Origin of the sequence: Nostoc sp. ChiQUE01b (assembly GCF_034531255.1) — a bacterium.
In the GTDB taxonomy this organism is placed as follows: domain Bacteria; phylum Cyanobacteriota; class Cyanobacteriia; order Cyanobacteriales; family Nostocaceae; genus Nostoc.
The window spans coordinates 35,289-57,692 of the sequence record NZ_JAVRBM010000059.1; the positions used below are offsets into that span (position 1 = coordinate 35,289).

Sequence of the window (22,404 nt, forward strand, 5' to 3'; positions counted from 1 at the left end):
ATAATACTTAAATATTTTCAAGAGATTTAATTTTTTGCCGCCGCTTTCTTTGTTGAGCTTTGCCATCGGCAATTCTTTCAGATGCAATGTGTGTCACATAAGAGGATGCTTGTTGATTTTTATCTTGATTCAAAGAATTTGCTAAAGAGTTTATAGTGGGATATCTAAATAGGTCGATAACAGATAAATTCTTTTTAAATATTTCACGTAGTTTGCTATGAACTTGAACTAAAAGCAATGAATGACCACCGAGCTCAAAGAAGTTGTCATAGATTCCTACATCTTCAACTTGAAGTACTTTTTGCCAAATATCAGCAATAGTTTCTTCTATTTCAGTTTGGGGTGGTTGATAAACTACCTCTAATTGGGGACGTGCGGTATCAGGTGCTGGCAAAGCTTTGTGATCGACTTTACCATTTGGCGTGAGAGGTAGTGCCTCTAGGATCACAAAAGCTGTTGGCACCATGTAGTTTGGTAACTTCAACTCTATGAAGTTACGCAGTTCAATAATTGTCAGTGTTTGCTCTCTGTGCAGAACTACATAGGCGACTATTCGTTGAGCATCTGCCACCACAACTACAGTTTCGCGTACTACTGGGTGTTGGCTAATAATTGCTTCAATTTCTCCTAGTTCAATGCGAAAGCCCCGAATCTTCACCTGATCATCAATACGTCCTAAGTATTCAATGTCTCCATTGGCTAAATAGCGAGCTAAGTCGCCTGTTTGATAAAGGCGTGCGTTTGGTTGATTACTAAAGGGATGAGAAATAAATCTTTCAGTAGTTAGTTCTGGTCTATTTAAATAACCTCGTGTCACACCAGCACCACCAACATACATCTCACCTTTAACTCCAATCGGTACTGGTTGTTGATATTTATCTAACAAATAAACTTGCAAGTCAGGAATTGGACGACCAATAATGCTTCCTAGTCCTACTTCCAAGTCTGCCTTTGTCAGTGGACGATATGTAACATGAACGGTTGTTTCTGTAATGCCGTACATATTGACTAACTGGGGAAACTGGTCGCCATGACGCTCAAACCAAGGTCTTAAACTCTCAAGTTGCAATGCTTCTCCACCGAAGATGACCAATCGCAGATTTAGCCTTTTGGCATTTCCTAAAGATTCCTCCACCTGTATGAGTTGGGAAAAAGCGGAAGGCGTTTGGTTAAGTACCGTAACTTGCTGTGTTAACAACAATTTGTAAAAGTCTTCGGGTGAACGACTCAGCCAATACGGTACTACTACGATTTTTCCACCATACAGCAGCGCTCCCCAGAGTTCCCAAACGGAAAAATCAAAGGCTATGGAATGGAACAGTGTCCAAACATCATCTTGAGTAAATTTATACCAATATTCCGTTGCTGCTAACAAACGAACCACATTGCTGTGATTGACTAACACGCCTTTGGGCTGACCTGTTGAACCTGACGTATAGATGATATAAGCCAAGTTATCACTTGTACATTCGCTGATTGGGTTTTGTGGGCTTTGCTGAGTGATACTTTCCCAGTCAGTATCTAAACAAATAACATTAGTTTGATGTTGTGGTAAATTCTTTATCAGGTGGTGCTGCGTTAGTAATACTGATACCTGAGCATCCTGCAATATAAAGGCTAAACGTTCTGCTGGATACGCTGGATCGATTGGTATATAAGCACCACCCGCTTTCAGTATGCCTAATATTGCAATCACCATAGAGAGCGATCGCTCTACACAAATCCCTACCAATACCTCTGGTTTTACTCCTAGCTGCTGCAAATAGTGGGCTAGTTGATTTGCTTTGGCGTTCAGTTCCCGATAGCTCAACTGCTCATCTTCAAATACTGCTGCGATCGCATTGGGTGTGCGTTCTACTTGAGTCTCGAATAACTCATGGATGCATTGCTGTCCAGGATATTCAACTTTTGTATCATTCCACTCTAGCAGTAATTGATATTTCTCCGGTTCTGTTAGCAGTGATAATTCTGAAATCCGTAGCTTTGGATTTAAAGCAATTTCTTCAAGCAAGGTCTGGAAATGTCCAGCTATCCGCTTGATAGTACTTTCCTCGAATAAATCTGTATTAAACTCCAAATTAACAAGAAGTTTTTGTGCTTTTTCTGTGATCTCTAGGGTCAAATCAAACTTTGCTGTGCCATTGTCAATATCTAGAAGACTTAAAGTCAAACCAGGTAATTCTAACGCAGACATTGGCGAATTTTGAAGCACAAACATCACTTGAAATAGTGGTGTGTGGCTTAAGTTTCGTTGTGGTTGCAGTTCTTCTACTAGCTGCTCAAAAGGTAAATCTTGATGGGCATAAGCTGCTAATGCCACTTTCCGCACACGAGTTAGTAACTCCTCGAAGGTAGGATTACCTGCCAAATTAGTTCGTAGTACAATCGTATTGATAAAAAAACCAATTAATCCTTCTAACTCTGTGCGATTGCGGTTAGCAACGGGTGAACCAACTACAATATCTTCACTACCTGTATAACGCCATAGAAGTGTTTGAAAGGCTGCCAGCAGAGTCATAAATAAGGTGCTTTCATACTGCTGGCTCAATTTATTTAAAGCTACAGATAACTCATAAGATAACTCAAACGAATAGGTGGCACCCCGGAAACTGCCAACAGCAGGTCGTGGGTAGTCAGTGGGTAACTCTAATAATTTGGGTGCGCCCTCTAACTGGTTTTTCCAATAAGATATTTGTGATTGCAGTATCTGTCCTTGTAGCCATTGCTTTTGCCATGCTGCAAAGTCTACATACTGTATTGGCAATTCCGAAAGCGGAGACGGTTGGCCTGTCGAGAAAGCTTCATAAAGTGCTGCGACTTCTTTAATCAGTACTCCCATTGACCAACCATCGGAGATAACGTGATGCATTGTGAATATTAGAACATATTCTATGTTGCTCAGTTGCAGCAAAGTAGCTCGGAGTAATGGAGCTTGACTCAAATTGAAGGGTTGTTGTATTTCTTGTATAACTAACTTTTTAACTTCAGCTTTTTGCTGAATATCAGGTAACTCCTCCAGATTGATAGTAGGTAAAGTCAAGCTTAAATTAGGAATAATTACCTGAACAGGTTTTTCTTCTATCGTTTCAAAAGTAGTTCGCAAAACTTCGTGGCGTCGGACGATTTCATTAAGAGTCTGCAAAAATGCAGCTTGATGAAGGAAACCCGTAAGACGCAAAGCTACCCAGATGTGATTAGCAAAATTACCAGGTTGTAATTGGTCTAAAAACCAAAGTCGCTGTTGACCAAAAGACATTGGATAAATGTGAACTTGGTTAACATCTTCTTGAAGTAGTTTCGCTAAAATTTCACGTTTTTTATCTGGTGAAAGTTCATTAATATTCTCGTGAGTATTGCTCATTGCTCAGACTCCTTTCCTGCTAACATTTTATTCAGCAGTAATTCAACTTCTTGATCTGAAATTTTATCGAGCTTTGCTAATACCTGTTGCCCATTAGTTCGTTCGAGTCTTTCAATCATGTTGATGTTATATTTTTCTCCAGAACTTTGGATATGTTCAATTATCAATACTTGCTCTATGATAGTAGGTGCTTCAAAAAAACTTTGCAGGGATAGGTCTACTTTAAACTCTTCGCGCAATCTAGAGAGAAGTTGAGTAGCTAATAGAGACTGTCCTCCCAAATCCAAAAAGCTATCATGAATACCTACTAGATTAATTCCCAGGATCTGTTGCCAAATTCGAGCAATAGTTGCTTCAATTTCATTACGAGGAGCAACATAATCATGACCTAGATTTGGGCGAGGATGGCTTGCTTGGGAGATACTAGCTGAAGCTGAGTTATCTTCCAAAATTTTTAATCCTTCTTCCAGATAGTTTAAAGAATTACTACGCTCAATTAAAGCTTGGAAATTTTGTGATGATACAATAACATGAGGTAAGGCACTTCCCAAAATCCGCTCAAAAGCATCGATACCTTCTTGGGGCATTATTCCTTTTTTTAGATGTTTTTGAAGTACATGTTGGATTTTATCTGGTAATATACTCTCCGTCTCCACTGACATCCCTATTTCTTGCCAAGCGCCCCAATCGATTGATATTGTTAATCGTTCAGAGGTGAAAGCGTGATTATATGCATATACATCAAGAAATGCATTAGCCGCACAGTAATCTACCTGTCCAAATTCACCCAATATAGAACTTTGTGATGAACACAATACGAAGAAATCTAGATTAATATTCTGAAAAACTTGCTCTAGTAATATCGTTCCTGTGACTTTTGGTGCTAAGACTTTGCTTGCTATATCCTGCGTTTTAAATTGGATGAGACCACCACCAGCAATACCAGCTGAATGGATAACACCATTAATGTGACCAAATTTTTCTATTGACTGAGTAATCACAGCGTGCATTTGTTCGGAATTAGTCACATCAGCGCTGATTACCAAAACTTCTGCGCCGAGAGCCTCCAATAATTGCACTTTACGAATTATAAGGCTAACTCTATCTTGTTCATCATGAGTTGCTAACCATTCAGACCAATTATCTTTTTCGGGAATACTCTTTCGCCCAACTAGAATTAACTTAGCCTGTACTGTTTTTGCTAGATGTTCTGCTAATACTAAACCAATACCACCTAGTCCACCAGTAATTAAGTAAACCCCTCCTTCCCTTAACTTAGTTTTATCAGCTATACTCTTTTCCAAACGTACCTTCTCAAAGGATTGAATCCAGCGATGATATCCACGATAGGCAACTATGTCATCGGTTTGGTCTGCTGTAAATTCTGTTATGAGATTGTCTAAAACTTTTTTTCTTGGCAGGGTTTCTGAAGAAGGGATTATTATATCGATAGTGCAGCAATTTATATTTGAATATTCTTTTGGAATTACCTTACATGGGCCTAATACAGTTGCCTTAGAGGGGCATAATTTTTCTGAGCCAGTTACATCATATAAATTACTGGTTACAACCATCAGCTTCAGAGAATTGCTAATATCTTGTTTTCCTAATGCCTGCGCTAAAAAAAGCAGGCTCCAGAAACCGAGATACTGACAATCTTCAAAAATTTGATGTTGTGTTTGTTTGTCTAGCTCTTGAGAGAGTAAGATATCGTTAGGAGTAACGCTCCAAAAATGAGCAATCCCTTCTGGAGTCCAATTCTGCTCTCGTAGTGCTTGAAGCAAGGCATCATAGTCATCTCTTTGTTGAGGATTAATGGCATATCTACAGTCACTGAGTTTGGCAAAATTGTCTCCGACCTTAACGGTAATGACATCCTGACCTTGTTGTTTGAGTCGTTCGGCAATTTCTGCTCCAACTCCATAGGTATCGACAAACACTAGCCAGGATGACTGTTGCTGTACCAGTTTTTCCTTTCCAAAAAGCTCCAGTAGTGTAGATTGCTTCCAGCGAGGAATGTAGAACCAGTCAGCAATATCTGGTTTCTTGTCAAAGTCTAAGGTTTTTTGCGATGTCATTGTCAGAGGTGCATTTCGATTTCCCTCAAGCCAGTAACGCTTGCGCTCAAAAGGATAAGTAGGTAAGGGTACACGATGACGCTTTTCATCTACGTAAAAACCAGACCAATTAATTTGAACTCCTACTACCCAAAGCCTACCCAAGGTGTTGAGTAAAAATGCTACATCTGATTGTTGTTCTTGAGGATGCCGTATAGAGGTTAGTGTTATTAGTTCATCTGCTTGATGTTGTTTAGCCAAACTACTTAGCGTCCGTCCCGGCCCAACTTCCAACAGTATTCGCTCTGACTGTTCGAGCAACTCACTCATCCCTTGACTGAAGCGTACTGGTTGCCTTAAATGCCTCGCCCAATAGTTAGGGTCTATTGCTTCGGCTGCGGTAATCGAAGTTCCGCTGACATTGGACACAAACGGAATTTTCGGGGGATTAAGTTTTACTTTTTGCAGCGACTGCATGAAAGTCTCAATGATGGGTGACATCATTTGAGAATGAAAGGCATGGGAAGTATCCAAGCGCCGACAACCGATACCTAGTTGTTGTAGCTTTTGTTGTAATTGGTCTATTGCTTCTTCTGAACCGGATACCACGCAGGAAGAAGGTGCGTTACTCGCGGCTAAAGAGATTTCCTTTTCTAGCAGTTGTTGTACCTTTTGTTCTGGAAGTTGAACCGAGAGCATAGCACCACTCTTGCACTGCTGCATGAGTTTTCCTCGGGTAGCTACTATTGCCAAGGCATCTTCCACAGAGAAAACTCCTGCCACTGTGGCAGCTACATACTCTCCTACACCATGACCAATCATAGTCTCAGGATGCACACCCCAGGCCATCCATAACTTGGCTAGAGCATATTCAATTACAAACAGTGCTGGTTGAGTAATTGCTGTTTGCTGCAACTTTTGTGCTGCTTGTTGAGCTTTTTCTTCATTTGGATAGAGGACTGTACGCAAGTCTACTTCCAAGTGAGGTTTGAGCAGCTCGCAGCAGTAATCAACTTGCTCTCTAAATACTGTTTCAGTTTCATATAATTCCCGACCCATATTTACATATTGCGAACCTTGTCCAGAAAACATAAATACAACTGAACGATTACAAGGTTCTTGGTAATGGGTGAAAGCTCTTTGAGGGTCTTGCAGTGCCTCGATTGCATCTTCTTGGTTTTGGCAAACTACCATTCGGCGATGGTTCAAAGTCCAGCGACCTATTTGTAAGGTATGAGCAACATCAGCAAGATTTAAATCTAAATGCTCCTTGAGATGATTAGCCAAATTTTCTGTAGCAGTTTCCAGTGCAGTGCTAGTTTTAGTTGAGATTAATAATAACTGCCAGGGTCGAGAAGAACTAGAGGGTTTAATTATGGTTGCTTCCTCTAAAATTACATGGGCATTTGTGCCGCCAAAACCAAAAGCACTAACTCCAGCACGGTGAGGAGTGCCATTGCTTCTCCATTCAGACAATGTGTTGTTAACGTAAAAAGGACTATTAGCAAAATCTATCTGGGGTGATGGTTCTTCAAAGTTTAAGCTAGGTGGTATCTGTTTATGTTTGAGAGCTAAGACGGTTTTGATTATACTTGCAACTCCAGCAGCTTCGTCCAAATGCCCAAGGTTGGTTTTCAAAGAACCGATCGCACAAAAGCCCTTTTTCTGAGTTTTACTCCGAAAAGCTTGTGTCAAAGCTGCAATTTCCACCGGATCACCAAGAGTTGTTCCAGTCCCATGAGCCTCTATATAGGTAATTGTTTCGGGATCAACCTCAGCCATAATCTGAGCGGCTCTAATCACTTTTGCCTGACCATGAATGCTGGGTGCAGTGTAGCTAACTTTGTTAGCGCCATCATTATTAATGGCGGAACCTTTGATGATCGCATGGATGCAATCTCCATCTGCGATCGCTTCTTCTAAACGTTTTAAAACTACAATACCCAGACCCCTTCCTCTCGGACATCCCTTGGCTTTTGCATCAAAAGCACGGCAATGTCCATCAGGAGATGCAATCCCTTCTTGCTGATATATATAACCAACTGCTTCTGAAATTGAGACTCCTCCAGCCAAAGCAACATCACACTCGCCACTTAGCAAACTTTGACAGGCTAAATGTAAAGCAACCAATGAACTTGAGCAGGTGGTTTGAACTGCATAACTCGGTCCTTGTAAATTTAATTTGTAAGAAGCAAGTGTAACGGAAGCTGGAGAGACTCCTTTCTCTATTTGTTGTTGACCAACAGAGTCTACAATCTCGGAATTTGAATAAATATTAGGTAAATAACCGCCAAAACCAATACCAGCGTAAACTCCTATCGGCTTATTGTAAGCTTCGGAACTGTAGCCAGCATTTTCAAGTGCTGTCCATGCATATTCCAAAAAGAAACGGAGTCCGGGGTCCATAATTTCAGCTTCTCTAGGATTTATGCCGAAGAATGAAGCATCAAACAAATCTATACCCTCAACTACACCCTCTGCCTTGACATAATAAGGGTTTGCAAGGAGAGCCGAATCTACACCTAAATCTTTTAGCTCTTGGTCAGTGAAAAAATGAATTGACTCTACTCCGTTTCGGAGATTTTGCCAAAATTGTTCAATATTTTGAGCTTTTGGGAAACAGCCACTCATACCAATAATAGCTATTTCTAAACCTGTTTTTTTGCTTGAATAATCTACTGAAATTCCCATTGTTTTTCTAGCTTTTTAAATTATTTCAATATTTTGATGTTGTTTTTTTACTAAACGTTGTTTGAATCTAGCTTTACCAGCTTCTAGCTTTTGATTTAGTTCATTACCTTCAGCAGCAAATGCTTCATCCGGCTTTTCTCCTTGACTGAAATATTGTGATAAAGAACTGATGGTTGGATACTTGAAAAGGTCAGTTATTGCTAAATTCGCTTTCAAAAGTTCACGTAGTTTGCTATAAACCTGAAGGACATTTAACGAATGACCGCCGATATCAAAAAAGTTATCTTGGATACCTACTTTTTTAATATTCAGTGCATTCTGCCAAACCTCAGCTATTATCCGTTCCACGTCATTTCGCGGCATCACATAAGTAGTTTCCAATTCCGGGCGCAAATCATCCGGCTGAGGTAATGCCCGACGGTCTAACTTTCCACTGGGAGTTAAAGGTAGTGACTCTAACAGCATGAAAGTAGAGGGTAACATATAGTCTGGTAATCTTCCTTTCAAATAACTTCGTAGTTCTGAATCATAAATTTTGAATGCTAAACTCTCCTGAAAATCTGCATACTCAGCACTGGGAACAATGTAAGCAATTAAGCGTTTGTCGCCTGGAATATCCTCTCTGACAACAACTACATTTTCACTCACAGCCGGATGCTGACTCAGTAGCATCTCAATCTCTCCTAATTCGATTCGGAAACCACGAATCTTTACCTGATGGTCAATCCGTCCCAGAAATTCAATATTTCCATCAGGAAGCCATCTCCCTAGATCTCCAGTTTTATAGATTAAATCTTTGCGATTTCCTGGTAATTTCTGACTCGCATCTGTAAAAGGATTAGGAACAAAGCTTAAATTGGTTTTTTCTTGATTTTTCCAGTATCCATCACCTACACCAATTCCCGATACACAAATCTCTCCAGCAGCACCAATAGGTAATAGTTGCATTTGCTTATCAAGAATGTATAGATTTAAGTTTGCTAATGGTTTACCTATTGGAACTGTTCGCTGATTTTCATCAAAAGGCTTGTCAACAATAAACTGGGTGATATCATCAGCAGCTTCAGTTGGGCCATAGGCGTTAACAATTTTGATAGAGGGATAGATCTTCAGCCACTTATTTACCCAACTAACCGATACTGATTCTCCTACAACCATCATCCATTTCAAATCAGGTAATTCTCTTTCGGTAATCGGTAGTTGGAAAGTATATTCAAGTAAGCTCCCAAATAATGCTGGTACTAATTCAACGACTGTAATTTTTTCTGATTTCAGTACTTTAAATAGTTTATCAGGAATGGCAACGGTTTCAATATCTACTATTACCGTCTTTCCTCCAATTAAAAGCGGAGCTAAAAATTGCCATACAGAAATATCTGTGGAAGCAGGAGCGCTTTGAAGAAAACAAAAATCTGGGTTTAAATGTAACTCATCAAATTGAGCATAGATATGATTTACTGCACCATCATGTCTGACAATTGCCCCCTTTGGTAATCCTGTAGACCCTGAAGTATAAAGCATATAAGCTGGGTCATTAGCATCATTAATATGTTGGATGTTATTAATCGTTAGATTATCAAAAGCAAGTTTATTATATACCTTTAAGCCTGTTTCATTTATAGGTTTTATTTGGTCAGATAAAATATCATCTAAACAAATAATTGATTCTAAGTTTAAACAATCCTCTACTAAGCTAGGTAATAAATTTATTAATGAGTAATCTGTGGCGATAAATCTAACTTCGCTATTAGATAGCATATATTTAATTCGATTTGGTGGGTAAGTACTATCAATGGGTACATACGCTCCACCTGCCTTATATATCGCCAGGATAGCAATGAGAAAATTGATATCGCGGTCTTTAAAAATTCCTAAAAACTCTCCTTTCCGAACTCCTAATTTTCGCAAAAATTCTGCTAACTGATTAGCTTTATTATTGAGTTCCTGATAGGTTAATTTAGTTTGTTGATGAATTACAGCTATATTGTTCGGACTTTGAGATACTTGTTTTTCAAATAATTCATTTATTGTTTGCTCAACTGGATATTCTTTAACTTTATTATTGTATTCCTTGAGAAGTTGTTGCTTGTCATTATTTTGCAATAAAGCAATATCCGATATTTTAGTATCAATGTTATTAATAATATTTTCAAGCAGATTAATATAATATCTACTCATTAATCTGATATTTTCGGCTTGAAATAGCTGTTCGCTATATTCAATAGTAGCAATAATAATTTTATCATCAGCCTTAAAAGAAATGGTTATATCATTATTTAGTTCAGTTAAATCTGTTTGAGAATGGATATTTTCTAATAAAATTACTATGTCATAAATCGCAGAGCGGTTAGGATTTTTTGGTATCTCTAACAATTTAATTAATTCATCAAAATCATAATTCTGATGACTATAAGCACCTATTATAGAACTTTTGGCTTGAAAAAGAAAATCTTTGAATGAAATTTCAGGTGTAACCTGATTACGTAAGGGAAGAATCTTACTATTTATGCCATTCTTAGCGATTTTGTCCGATAAAGGGATTCCGATAATAACATCATAATTCCCAGTATATTTTTGCAAAAATATATTTAATGTAGATATAAGTATTATATAAATTGATAAGTAAGAACCCTTAGATAGCTTAATAATTGCTTGAGATAAATCCTTTGTTAACTTAAAGCTAAAAGATTGATTTTTGCCACTATAAACCAAAGGTCTCACATAGTCGAGCATGAGATTTGTTTCTGGCAATTCTCCCGATAGTTGGTTTATCCAATAAATTTTTTGGCTAAATAAGTTAGTTGGCTCTAAATCTCTGCTCATACCTTTCCTTAAATTTAATTGATTACCGGATAATAAGTTCTAGTACCTCAATATAGTTTTATACACATTCACTAAAAGCTTTTTCAATGACTGAGCAACCATTTTGTAATGTAGACATATCTATTACTAACGGAGGCAATATTTTAATGACAGTATCATTCCTACCCGCTAATTCAACTATTAATCCGAGTTCAAAACAACGCGATGTTATGCTTCTAGCAAAAGTATTACCACCAAAATTTTTCACATCAATCCCCCAAATCATGCCGATTCCCCGGATTGTTAAGTTCTCACTAATTGATGCTATTTTCTCAGTGAGAAAGTTTTTCAAAAAAAGCTCTTTAGTTTTGACATCCTGTTCCAGATTACTACTTTCTCTATACTCTAAAGCAGCAGTCGCTCCGATAAATGCTAATTGATTACCTCTAAAAGTACCATTATGCTCACCCGGTTCCCATATATCACACTCTGGCTTAATTAATAATAGCGACATGGGAAATCCATAGCCACTAATAGATTTAGAGAGTACTACAATATCAGGAACTATACCTGCTCTTTCAAAAGAAAAGAAAGACCCTGTTCTACCGCAGCCCACTTGAATATCATCGCAAATTAATAAGATATCATGATCGTTGCATAATTTTCTGAGTCGTTGCATCCATTCAATAGGAGCTACAACAACTCCACCTTCAGCTTGGACTGTTTCAAAGATGATTGCTGCTGGTTTTTCAATTCCCGAATTTACATCATTTAATACTGTTTCTATATATTCTATTGTGTCAAAACTTTCCATAAATCCATAGGGATAAGGCATGAAAGTTACATTACTTGCTGTACCAATTGCCCCTGCTCGAATTCCTGTATTGCCACTAATGGATAGGCTACCTAAAGTCATTCCATGATATGCCCCCATAAAAGAGAATATACCCGATCTTTGCTTGACTTTTCGTGCTAACTTTAAAGCCGCTTCAACCGCATTTGTTCCTGTCGGCCCACAAAATTGAATACGATAATCTAATTTTTTAGAACTTAGTACTAACTCATCAAACTTAGCTAAGAACTTCCCTTTAGCTGAAGTATACATATCCAAGCCATGTGCGATTCCATCGGCATATAAATATGACATGACTTTTTGTTTTATATAGTCATGATTATGTCCATAATTTAAAGCTCCTGCTCCGGCAAAAAAATCAATATACTCTTTACCTGAGTCAGAATAAATGATAGAACCTTTAGCTCTATGAAATATATCAGGAAAATTACGACAATAGCTTCTGACGTTGGATTCACACTTCTCAAATATATTCATGAGATTCTTTTGTTAGAATTACAGATTGAGGATGTACACTTCATATCTTTGGCATAATCTTTTTAAGAAACATAATTTAGATAAGATTTATAAAATTTAAAAATAATTTGAGGAGGTACTTTGAATACTAAACCCATAGTTAGTAAAAAGTTATAGTATAAGTTTTGAACTGGCATCCCTTTTTTGATAGCTGCCATATAGTGGCAAGTCATGACAATAGGGTGGTAAATTAGTTTTTTGATTGCTTTTTTCATATTCTTTAATTAATTCTACATATTTTCCCATTGTTAAACTACATAATTCAATTCCCTTCTTGTTACTAAATTTTTTTGCATATATTTTTAAATTAGGGGATAAGTTTTGCAAATATTCTAAAGACCATTTATCAAAGCTCTCCCAATTTTTAATCGCTCCTGAGATAACAACTGGTTTTCCACAGTTAACATAATTTGACTTAAATTCTTGGCTAGTTAGCTTATATCTTCGCTCTATGTTATTTTTATTTAAGATGATCATGCTTTCTACCTTTTCTTGTTTACAATTATTTAATTTTTAATTTAATTTGTGACGATGCAAAAAAGAATATTATCTAGATAAAGAATCTTTACTTCTCAATACAGTTCAGTTAAGGGCTACTGACAAAAGTTTTGGGTTTTTAAGACGCGATAAATCGCCGTCTATACAAGTGTTTTGGTCTTATCCGAAATGTATTGCTTTACCTTTTTTATTTATTACACTGTGCTGGAATAATTTAATTTGATAAGGCAAAAGCCCAATCAAACGATGCTTCTTGTTCTACAAGTGAAGCGATTTGCTCTTGCTCTGGTGTCAACAAAGGTAAGTTTTTAATTTTAAAGTGAGGGTTAGTTATCAAGCCTTGCAGCAGCATTTCAATATCTTTGAGGATGCCAGTAATTGTTACAGTATCAAATCTTCTAGAATCATAGGAAATAGCGATTAATAACTCTTTATTTGGATAGACAACTAAATTCAGAGGATAGTTATTTCGGTAATACAATTCTGTGTGTTGAAATTCTATGTTTCCCTGCCAATCTCGGATAAATTCGCTGACTGGGAAGTTTTCAAGCACCACAATACTTTCAAATAGAGTTAATTTTTTAGGAATTTCACTCCAGTTGTGAACTTCTGTTAATGGAGTATATTCATAATCGCGTACCTCAACTAATTGAAGCTGAAAGCGTTGTAACCATGATAGAAAAAGCTGCTCAGGATCTATATTTACATGGATGGGCAAAGTATTAACAAACATACCAACCATTGATTCCACTCCATGCAAATCTGCTGGTCGTCCGCTAACAGTGCAGCCGTACAATATATTATTGCGACAAGTGTAGCGACTAAGAAGAATTGCCCAAATACCGTTAATTATGGTAGCAAGCGTAAGACGGTTTTGTTTAGCAAAAAACTGTAGGGCTTGTGTATTAGTTGATGATAACTGAATTATTTCTTCACTATACCTTACTTCCTGGTTAGATGATTGGTCAATTTCATCTATTTTTTCTATATAAGTCAAAGGAGTTGGTGCTTTGATACCCTGTAATGCTTGCCGCCAAAAAAGTTCAGCTTTCGATATATCTTGTTGCTGTAACCAATCAATGTAGTCCCGAAAAGGACGAGTAGGCGCTAAAGAAATTTCTTTATCTTGACAAAGCATTCCATAAGTTTCCACAAACTCTTGGAATACTAGCGAACCACCCCAACCATCAATAATGATGTGGTTAAAACTCCAAATATATATATACTTTTCATCCGTAGAACGAATTAAAGTATGACGCATCAAACATGGTTGGGAAAAGTCCAAACTTTTTTGGCGATCACTAACAATAAAAGCGTCAAGTTGTACCTTTTGTTCAACTGAATTTATATTAGACCAGTCATAAAAACTTAGGGGCACTTTTACTTGATTGTACACAATTTGTAGCGGATTTTCAATTTCTTCCCAATAAAATCCGGTACGTAAAATGGGATGACGATCCATTACAAGTTGCCAAGCTTTTTCAAATGCCTCTATATTCAGATTGCCATTCACTGTAAAGACATGCTGGAAAAAGTATAAGGACAATTCGCTATCAAACAAACAGTGAAATAGCATCCCCTTTTGTACAGGCGTTAGTTCGTATATGTCTTCAATATTTTTTGTTTCCATTCCGTTGTTTTCTACCTTTTTTGGTTAATTTTTAAGAGTAAATTATCCAATTGTTGTTGGTTCAATTTGGCTCTGGGGAAATCAGATGGTGTATATTTTTCGGACTCTACAGGCTGATCCTGAATCTGTGTGAGGTGTACCTCTTTTACTACTAAGTCCTGTTCAGGTTGGATAGTGTCAGTAATACACAAATCTATTGCTAATTCAGTAATTGTCTGGTAATGAAAAAACTGTTGAGATGTTAACTTTAAACCTGCTTGGTTAGCTTTGGCAGCAATTTGAATTGTATTGATTGAATTTCCTCCCAACTCAAAAAAGTTGTCGTGGATACCTATCTTGTCAATTCCCAAAATTTCTTGCCAAATATCAGCTAGTATTTGCTCAATTTCGTTTTCGGGAGCAATGTAATCATTACCTAAATTCGGGCGGGGGTGTTTGGCTTTAGAAAGATTCACTGTAGATAATTTTGAATCTAAAAGCCTTAATTTTTCTTGTAAATACTGAGGAGAATTATTTTGCTTAATTAAAGCTGGTAAATCTTGGGTTGAAACAACAATATGAGGTAGCCTAATCCCCAGAATACGATTAAAAGCATCGATACCTTCTTGAGTTAATATGCCTTTTTTTATACTTTCGGCACGTTCTTGTTTAATATTATCTGGTAATACAGTTTCTACTGCAAACCCAACTTCTTGCCACGTATCCCAACTGATGGATGTTGTTAATCGGTTGGAGGTGGAATTATGATAGTGAGCATAAGCATCTAGAAAGGCATTAGCTGCACAATAATCTATCTGTCCAAATTCACCTAAAATAGAAGTTTTAGACGAACAAAGTACAAAGAAATCTAGATTTATATTCTTGAAAGCCTCTTCTAATATGAGTGTACCTTTGACTTTTGCAGCTAAAACATTGCTGGCTATGTCCCGTGTTTTGAGTTGGGTAACGCCACCACCAGCAATACCAGCCGCATGGATTACACCATTAATTTGACCGAATTTTTTTAATGATTGAGTAACTACTAATTGCATTTGTTCAGAATTAGTTACATCAGCAGTTTTAACTTCCACCTCTGCCCCCAATTCCTCAAGCGATCGCACTTTTTGGATCTTCCGACTGATAGAATCTTGGCTATCATGGGCTTCTAGCCATTTTTCCCACTCACCGCGCTCAGGAAGCCCCCTTCGTCCGATGAGGATTAACTTAGCTTTTAGTGTCTTTGCAAGATGTTCTGCTAATACTAAACCAATTCCCCCAAGTCCCCCAGTAATTAGGTAAACTCCGCCTGGTTTTAACTTAGTGTCTCCAGCAATGCACTTATCTAATGGTACTGCTTTAAAGCTTTGAATCCAACGATGAGAACCACGGTAGGCAACAATTTCATTACTTTGTTGTAGTGTTAATTCTGCTACCAAACTATCTATGATTTTTTGGGATAAAGGAGTTTGAGCAGAATGAATTACTAAATCAACACTACTGCAATTGATATTCTGATATTCCTTGGGAATTACTTTGCATGGCCCTAATACTGTAGCTTTCTCTGGGCATAAATTTTCATCGCCGATGACATCATGTATATTACTAGTTACAACCATCAGCTTGAGGGAATCCCAAATATCTTGTTTTCCTATTGCTTGTGCTAAAAATAGCAAGCTATAAAAGCCGAGATCCTGATAATCTGCAACCTCATTGTTGAGCAAAGAATCATTTGGTGTAAGACTCCAAAAATGAGCGAAATGCCATCCGGCACGCTCCGCGAACGCATTTGGCTTAAAATCCTGCTTTTGCAGTTCTTGAAGTAATGTATCGTAATCATCTTGTTGTTGCGGATTGATGATATACATCCGTTCATTGAGCTTGTTAAAGTGTTCACCCACCCGTACAGTAATTACATCTTGATGCTGTTGTTCAAGTCGTTGGGCAAATTCAGTTCCTACTCCATAATTATCCACAAAAACTAAGCAACGCAACTTTTCTCTAGTCGCTTCTTTTTCTTGGAAAAACTCAATGTTAATAGATTGTTTCCATACCGGAATATAAAACCAGTCAGCAATATTTGGCTTTTTATCTAATGATTGCTGTGATGCTGTTGGCGAAATGGAATCTAGTTCAATAGAGTAACGCTGATTTTCGACGGGATGAATTGGTAAATTTTTATCTAACGATATTGAGTCAATCCAGTAACTCTGACGTTCAAAGGGATAAGTTGGTAAGGGGAGACGATGACGGCGTTCCTTGTCGTAAAAACTTGACCAATCTATCTTAATTCCCAACATCCACAGGCAGCCCAAGGTATTAAGTAAAAATGCTATATCTGAATGCTGCTCGTGAGGATGAAGTATTGAAGTCAGCACAGTTAATTCTTGAAGAATCCAAGCCTTTCTACAACCAATTTCTAGTAGAATTCGTTGATTGTCTTTGAGTAACTCTGGAATTTCTAGATTTAAATTGATTGGTTGCTGTATTTGTGCCCAATAGTTAGGATCTATTGCTTCAGTTTGAGTAATCCAAATGCCACTAATATTGGATATAAATGGAATTATTGGAGGATTGAGTCTGACTTTTTTTAATAACTCTGTAGAAGACTCACTTGCCACTAATGCTAAGGCATCTTCAAGAGAAAAAACACCGCCTAAAGTAGCAGCAACATATTCACCAATACCTTGCCCAATCATTGCTTGAGGAGAAATCCCCCAGGATATCCACAACTTAGCTAAAGCATACTCAATAACAAACAGGGCACTTTGAGCAAAGCGAGTTTGTTGGAGTTTCTCTACTGCGGTTTTCTGCTCAGATTCGTTAGGATAAATTACGGAACGCAAATCTAACTCTAGATGTGGTTTTAATATCAGGCAGCACTGCTCTACCTGCTTGCGGAACATCGGCTCAGTTTCGTAGAGTTCTTTGCCCATGTCTGCATACAGCGCACTTTGTCCAGGAAAAATGAAAGCAACGGAACGAGTTCCTAACTCTTGAAATTGACTTATAACTCGTTCTGAGACTGGCTGATTCAATGCCTTAATTGCATCCTGGGTATCGGAGCAAACTAATATTTGCCGATAATTAAAGTCTCTACGCCCCACTTGCAAGGTATAAGCTACATCTGCAAGATTCAAATCGGGATGTAGCATCAGATGTTGGCTTAGATTCTGCGTGGCAGTTTCTAACGCAGACTCGGTTTTTGCAGAAACTACTAACAATTGCCAAGGACGGGAAGCACTAGAAGCTGGAAGGGTTGGGGCTTCTTCTAGAACTACGTGGGTATTGGTTCCGCCCATTCCTAAAGAGCTAACACCCGCACGGCGGGGAGTCGAGCCTGTTTTCCATGCAGTTAACTTGGTGTTGACGTAAAAAGGACTATTGGCAAAATCAATTTGAGGATTAGGCTGTTCAAAGTTTAAGCTTGGCGGAATTAACTGATGCTTGAGAGCCAATGCCGTCTTGATTAATCCTGCAACTCCGGCGGCGGCATCTAAATGACCAATATTCGTTTTGACTGAACCAATGGCGCAGAAATTCTTTTTCTCGGTACTAGCACGAAAAACTTTAGTCAGGGCAGCAATTTCAATCGGATCGCCCAAAGCTGTACCGCTACCATGAGCTTCAATATAGCTGATTGTCTGCGGTTCTACCTCTGCTAACATTACCGCTTCAGCGATCGCTTCTGCTTGACCATCTACACTAGGCGCTGTGTAGCCAACTTTCATCGAACCGTCGTTGTTAATTGCCGCACCTTTAATGACAGCATATATGCAATCGCCATCTGCGATCGCATCTCTGACTCGTTTGAGAACAACTATCCCCACACCATTACCAACAGTTGTTCCCTGCGCCGCAGCATCAAAAGCATGACAACGACCATCAGGAGATAGTGGCCCTCCTGGTTCATATAAATAACCAGTTTTTTGAGGCAATCGGATAGAAACCCCTCCCGCCAAAGCCATATCACATTGATAATTTTGCAAACTTTGGCACGCGAGGGTAGTAGCAACTAATGATGTAGAACAAGCTGTTTGAACAGTAATACTTGGGCCAGTTAGATTTAATTTATAAGAAACCCGTGTAGAGAGAAACCCTTTATCATTTCCAATCAACTTTTGGTATGATTGCGCTGACCCTAATTGGTCATTTTTTAAATCAAAGAATAAATAATTATTTAAGCTAGCACCAGCATAAACACCAATTCTGCTTTCACACTTACTTGAGTCGTAACCAGCATTTTCTAAAGCTGACCAAGCGCATTCTAAAAACAGGCGATGTTGAGGATCTGTTACTTCCGCTTCCTTTGGATTCAAATCAAAGAATGCAGCATCAAATAAATCAATATTTTCTAAAACACCACCAGTTTTAACATAATTACTATCATTAACAACCCTCGGAGGTACACCAGCATTTATTAACTCTTCATCTGTAAATAAAGATAACGACTCCACGCCATCTTGTAAATTTTGCCAAAAAGATTCTATGCTGGTGGCTCCAGGAAAACGCCCCGCCATCCCGATAATAGCAACTCCTTCCATTAATTCATAATTTTTTTCAGTATCATCTTGTTTATTCATATCATTAAACCTTTATTTTTTTCCCTGGTTTAGAAACCAAATTAAAATCGAATACCAATTATCTCTCTTACTCTGCGTTCTCTGCGCCTCTGCGGTTCGTCTAAGAGACGCGATAAATCGCTACAAGTGTTTTGGTTTTACCTTAACTGGATGGAACAACAATCTAATCGATTACTTGAAATTGTACATACCCAGGAACAGCCTGAATTCGAGTTAAATCATTTTCAAAAATAACTGAATTGCCATTTTTATCAACTTCCTTAAACCCAGCAAACTTATAAGATATGTACATCATTCTATTGCGATCGTTTGGTACAAACTCAGCCAAAAGACGAACATCATTACTTTGAGCCAAACTCACAACATGATTCAACATAATTGTCCCCACCCCTCTTGACATAACGCGACAAGACATTAGCAAAAGCTTTATCGTCCATGACTGAGGCTGACATTCAATCAGAATCAAACCGATTTTTCCATAGCTTCCATACTTATCTTCCAGACTTGCAATTAGCAGTTTATGGTTTTCTGATTGGCGAAAATGATTGAGTTCGTCATAAGAGTAGGTATAACCAGTTGTGTTTAATTGGTTGGTTCGTAGTGTTAACTCTTCTGCACGCTGTAAATCTTCTTCTTGAGGAGAAGAGATAGTAAAATTCATATTGAGAGTAGCCAAGAATTCGTCTGTTGTGCCAATAAATTCTTTCTCGGCATTTTGCCGCTCAATATCACTAATATACATCAACCTTCTAATCCGTGAATCGTCCGTAATAAAACGGGGATTCATGATTGGCATATCTAGAATATTGTTGATCTCATCTGCATTTATACACAGGATTTTTGGGCAGGTAAATTTAACTTCTTCTAGTTCAAATAATTGATCGTCGATAAATGCGATCGCATCCATTCCAATATTAAGTAACTTAGCAATTTCTTGTAAAGAAGAAGCCTTAGAATTCCAATTTATTTGGGGATATAAAAAATACTCTTTTAAACCAAACTCTTCTAATTTAGCTATTGTTGTAGCGTAATCATTCTTACTAGCTATAGATTGTAGTATACCACGATTATCTAACGTGTGAATAAGATTTATGATATTTTCTCGCAAAGATACTTCCTTATCTTCCAGCAAAACTCCATGCCATAAGGTGTTATCTAAATCCCACACGACACATTTAACGAATTTTTTGTCTTTTTGTTTACTATTTAAATCTTGTTCTTGAATACTAATCATATCTTACACTTTCTCAGCTAATTTATTACCTAAACTACTAGTAACACTTGCAAAAAGATAATCTTGATAACCTGACTCTGCAATAGTAATTTCTTGAATTTGAGTACTACCTTCAATAATTTCCATAATTTTAGAGTCTCGTAGATACCTCTCAACTGGGTAGTCACTACTACAACCATTACCACCATGAAGTTGGACGGCATCATTAGCTATTTTCGTAGCCACCGTGGATGCAAAATACTTAGCAATAGAAGTCTCTGTAATCGAGTTAGGATCGTTAATATCTTTGAGATAACCAGCTTGATAACATAACAATCTTGCTGCTTTCACGTTAGTTATCATCTGAGTTATCTTTTGGCGAATTAATTGATGTTCTTTTAGGTAAACGCCAAACTGTTTACGTTCATTTGTATACTTGATACAAGCTTCTAAACAAGCTTGAGCAATACCTACACAACCAGATGCCACGCTATATCTACCATAATCAAGCGCAGTAGAGGCAATGTAGGAAAATCCAAAACCTAATTTCCCTACTAAATTTTCTTGAGGAATTTGACAGTTATTAAACTGCAATTCTGCTGACATTGAAGCCCTAACACCTAAAATGCCAGACATTGCTTTGACTGAAAACCCTGGAGTATTTTTTTCAACTAAAAAAGCAGTGGGTTTACCGTCGTATTTTGCAAAGACTAAAAAGATATCTGCTATTTGCCCATAGGTAATCCATTTTTTATGTCCATTTAATATATAAGCATCACCGACAAGTGCTGCTGTTGTTTCTACACTTTTAGCATCGCTACCTACATTGGGTTCGCTTAGTGCAAAAGCAGCGATAATTTCTCCAGATGCAAATTTGGGCAGCCAATACTGTTTTTGAGATTTATTACCCCATTTACACAAAGCATGAGAAACCATGTTGTGAACTGTCAACAAACTCCGCACAGAAGAACATCCCCGGCCAATTTCTTCGTTAAGAATGCCATAGGTAATCATGTCCATCCCTATGCCGCCATATTCTTGAGGTAATATGGCACCGAGGAAACCACGTTGAGCTATTTTCTTAATTAATTCTGGCGGAGTAAATTCTTTCCTATCCCATTCGCCAGCATTAGCAAATATTTCTTCATTAACAAAAGCTTTAAATTCAGCTTGAGCGTTTTTTTGTTGATCAGATAGTTCTAGTTTCATAATATGATTATTTTCAATAAATCGAGCGATATTAAGAAATAGCAAACTTAGAAAATATTGATAAAAAATCTAAATATTTAGGTAGTAAAAACCAGCTATTTATAAAAAGTTTAAAGAATTAACTTTGCAATTTATTCAAGATGTTATTGGCAATAATCTAATAAGTTAAGGTACCTATAATTCATAATATAAAAATAATTTTTATGTTAATGCATGAAAATATACTATTAAATAATACCTTTAAAAAAGTTCATAGTATGCATTAGAGATTCTCCAGAAGAAATTGCATGATAGAGATAATGAGGTGCGATGTTTAAAAAAACTTTTAACATATTTTTTTGACTAAAAAAATCTTGAATTTTAACATCATACCAAAATGATAATGATATATTTTCATCTACTGCTGTAACATGATGCCACCAAAAAGGTGGTATGTAGAGCATTTCTCCGGGTTGAAGTACAACTTCAATTTTTTCTTCCCAAGGAAACTTTGGAAATAATTCTAAATTTAGGATATCCGGGTTGACCTTACTATTATGTCCTATACCAGAACTATCTTCCAGAGGCGGATAGAATGACAAATAATTTGAAGGTGGAAATAAAAGTATTCTTTTTTTACCTCGAACTTGAACAAAAATATTATGGATTCGGTCAAAGTGAAGGGTACTAGCTGAAGTAAAATTTTTAGTTGAGAACCCATGCCAAAAGCTAATAAATGGTTTACTGTCTAAGTATGCTGGATAAGTTATATCTCCAACAATTTCCGGAAAACACTCTTCAAAATCTACCTGAGATAAATAACATTCTAAATCATAATTATTCTTATTTTCATTAACTTTATCTTCTATATAGTCCTTTATATACTCCTTGTATTTCATTTTTTTTGTAGCAACAGAACCATCTTCATAAGCAAATTTTTTATAATCATCTAAAAAACCTTTTTTAAAAAACCATATAGGAACAATACCCCTGCCAATTTACGAGGTTACAGCGTCGGTAGAAGTGGGATGAATAC

10 protein-coding genes are annotated in these 22,404 nt (G+C 37.4%); all 10 read right to left on the minus strand.

All coding sequences use genetic code 11. From position 1 onward, the window contains the following. Window positions 1–7: 7 nt before the first annotated feature. The 10 genes from RMY63_RS29225 to RMY63_RS29270 all read right to left on the minus strand — a co-directional run bounded on the left by RMY63_RS29225 (window position 8) and on the right by RMY63_RS29270 (window position 22,366). Window positions 8–3,361 (minus strand): amino acid adenylation domain-containing protein, encoded by a 3,354-nt coding sequence (locus tag RMY63_RS29225; RefSeq protein WP_322732059.1) that lies wholly within the window; start codon window positions 3,359–3,361, stop codon window positions 8–10. Further along, entirely contained in the window at window positions 3,358–8,109 is a 4,752-nt protein-coding gene (locus RMY63_RS29230; protein WP_322732060.1) for a type I polyketide synthase, read from the minus strand. The genes RMY63_RS29225 and RMY63_RS29230 overlap by 4 nt, the downstream gene beginning before the upstream one ends. 15 nt (window positions 8,110–8,124) lie before the next feature. After that, entirely contained in the window at window positions 8,125–10,932 is a 2,808-nt protein-coding gene (locus RMY63_RS29235) for an amino acid adenylation domain-containing protein (RefSeq protein WP_322732061.1), read from the minus strand. Window positions 10,933–10,990: 58 nt separating this feature from the next. Then, the gene (ectB, locus tag RMY63_RS29240; protein WP_322732062.1) at window positions 10,991–12,241 is read right to left on the minus strand and encodes a diaminobutyrate--2-oxoglutarate transaminase; all 1,251 of its coding nucleotides are present in this window, start codon (window positions 12,239–12,241) and stop codon (window positions 10,991–10,993) included. A gap of 150 nt (window positions 12,242–12,391) precedes the next feature. After that, entirely contained in the window at window positions 12,392–12,757 is a 366-nt protein-coding gene (locus tag RMY63_RS29245; RefSeq protein ID WP_322732063.1) for a cupin-like domain-containing protein, read from the minus strand. 235 nt (window positions 12,758–12,992) lie between these two features. Beyond that, window positions 12,993–14,408, minus strand: coding sequence for a condensation domain-containing protein (locus RMY63_RS29250; protein WP_322732064.1), 1,416 nt, complete (start codon window positions 14,406–14,408; stop codon window positions 12,993–12,995). Between the two features lie 11 nt (window positions 14,409–14,419). Continuing rightward, window positions 14,420–18,967: a polyketide synthase gene (locus RMY63_RS29255; RefSeq protein ID WP_322732065.1), complete on the minus strand. Its 4,548-nt coding sequence runs from the start codon at window positions 18,965–18,967 to the stop codon at window positions 14,420–14,422. Between the two features lie 163 nt (window positions 18,968–19,130). Then, window positions 19,131–20,201 (minus strand): HAD-IIIC family phosphatase, encoded by a 1,071-nt coding sequence (locus tag RMY63_RS29260; protein WP_322732066.1) that lies wholly within the window; start codon window positions 20,199–20,201, stop codon window positions 19,131–19,133. 3 nt (window positions 20,202–20,204) lie between these two features. Further along, a complete protein-coding gene (locus RMY63_RS29265; RefSeq protein WP_322732067.1) occupies window positions 20,205–21,389 on the minus strand; it encodes an acyl-CoA dehydrogenase family protein in 1,185 nt (394 codons plus the stop codon). Window positions 21,390–21,616: 227 nt separating this feature from the next. Then, entirely contained in the window at window positions 21,617–22,366 is a 750-nt protein-coding gene (locus RMY63_RS29270) for a cupin-like domain-containing protein (RefSeq protein WP_322732068.1), read from the minus strand. Window positions 22,367–22,404 lie beyond the last annotated feature (38 nt).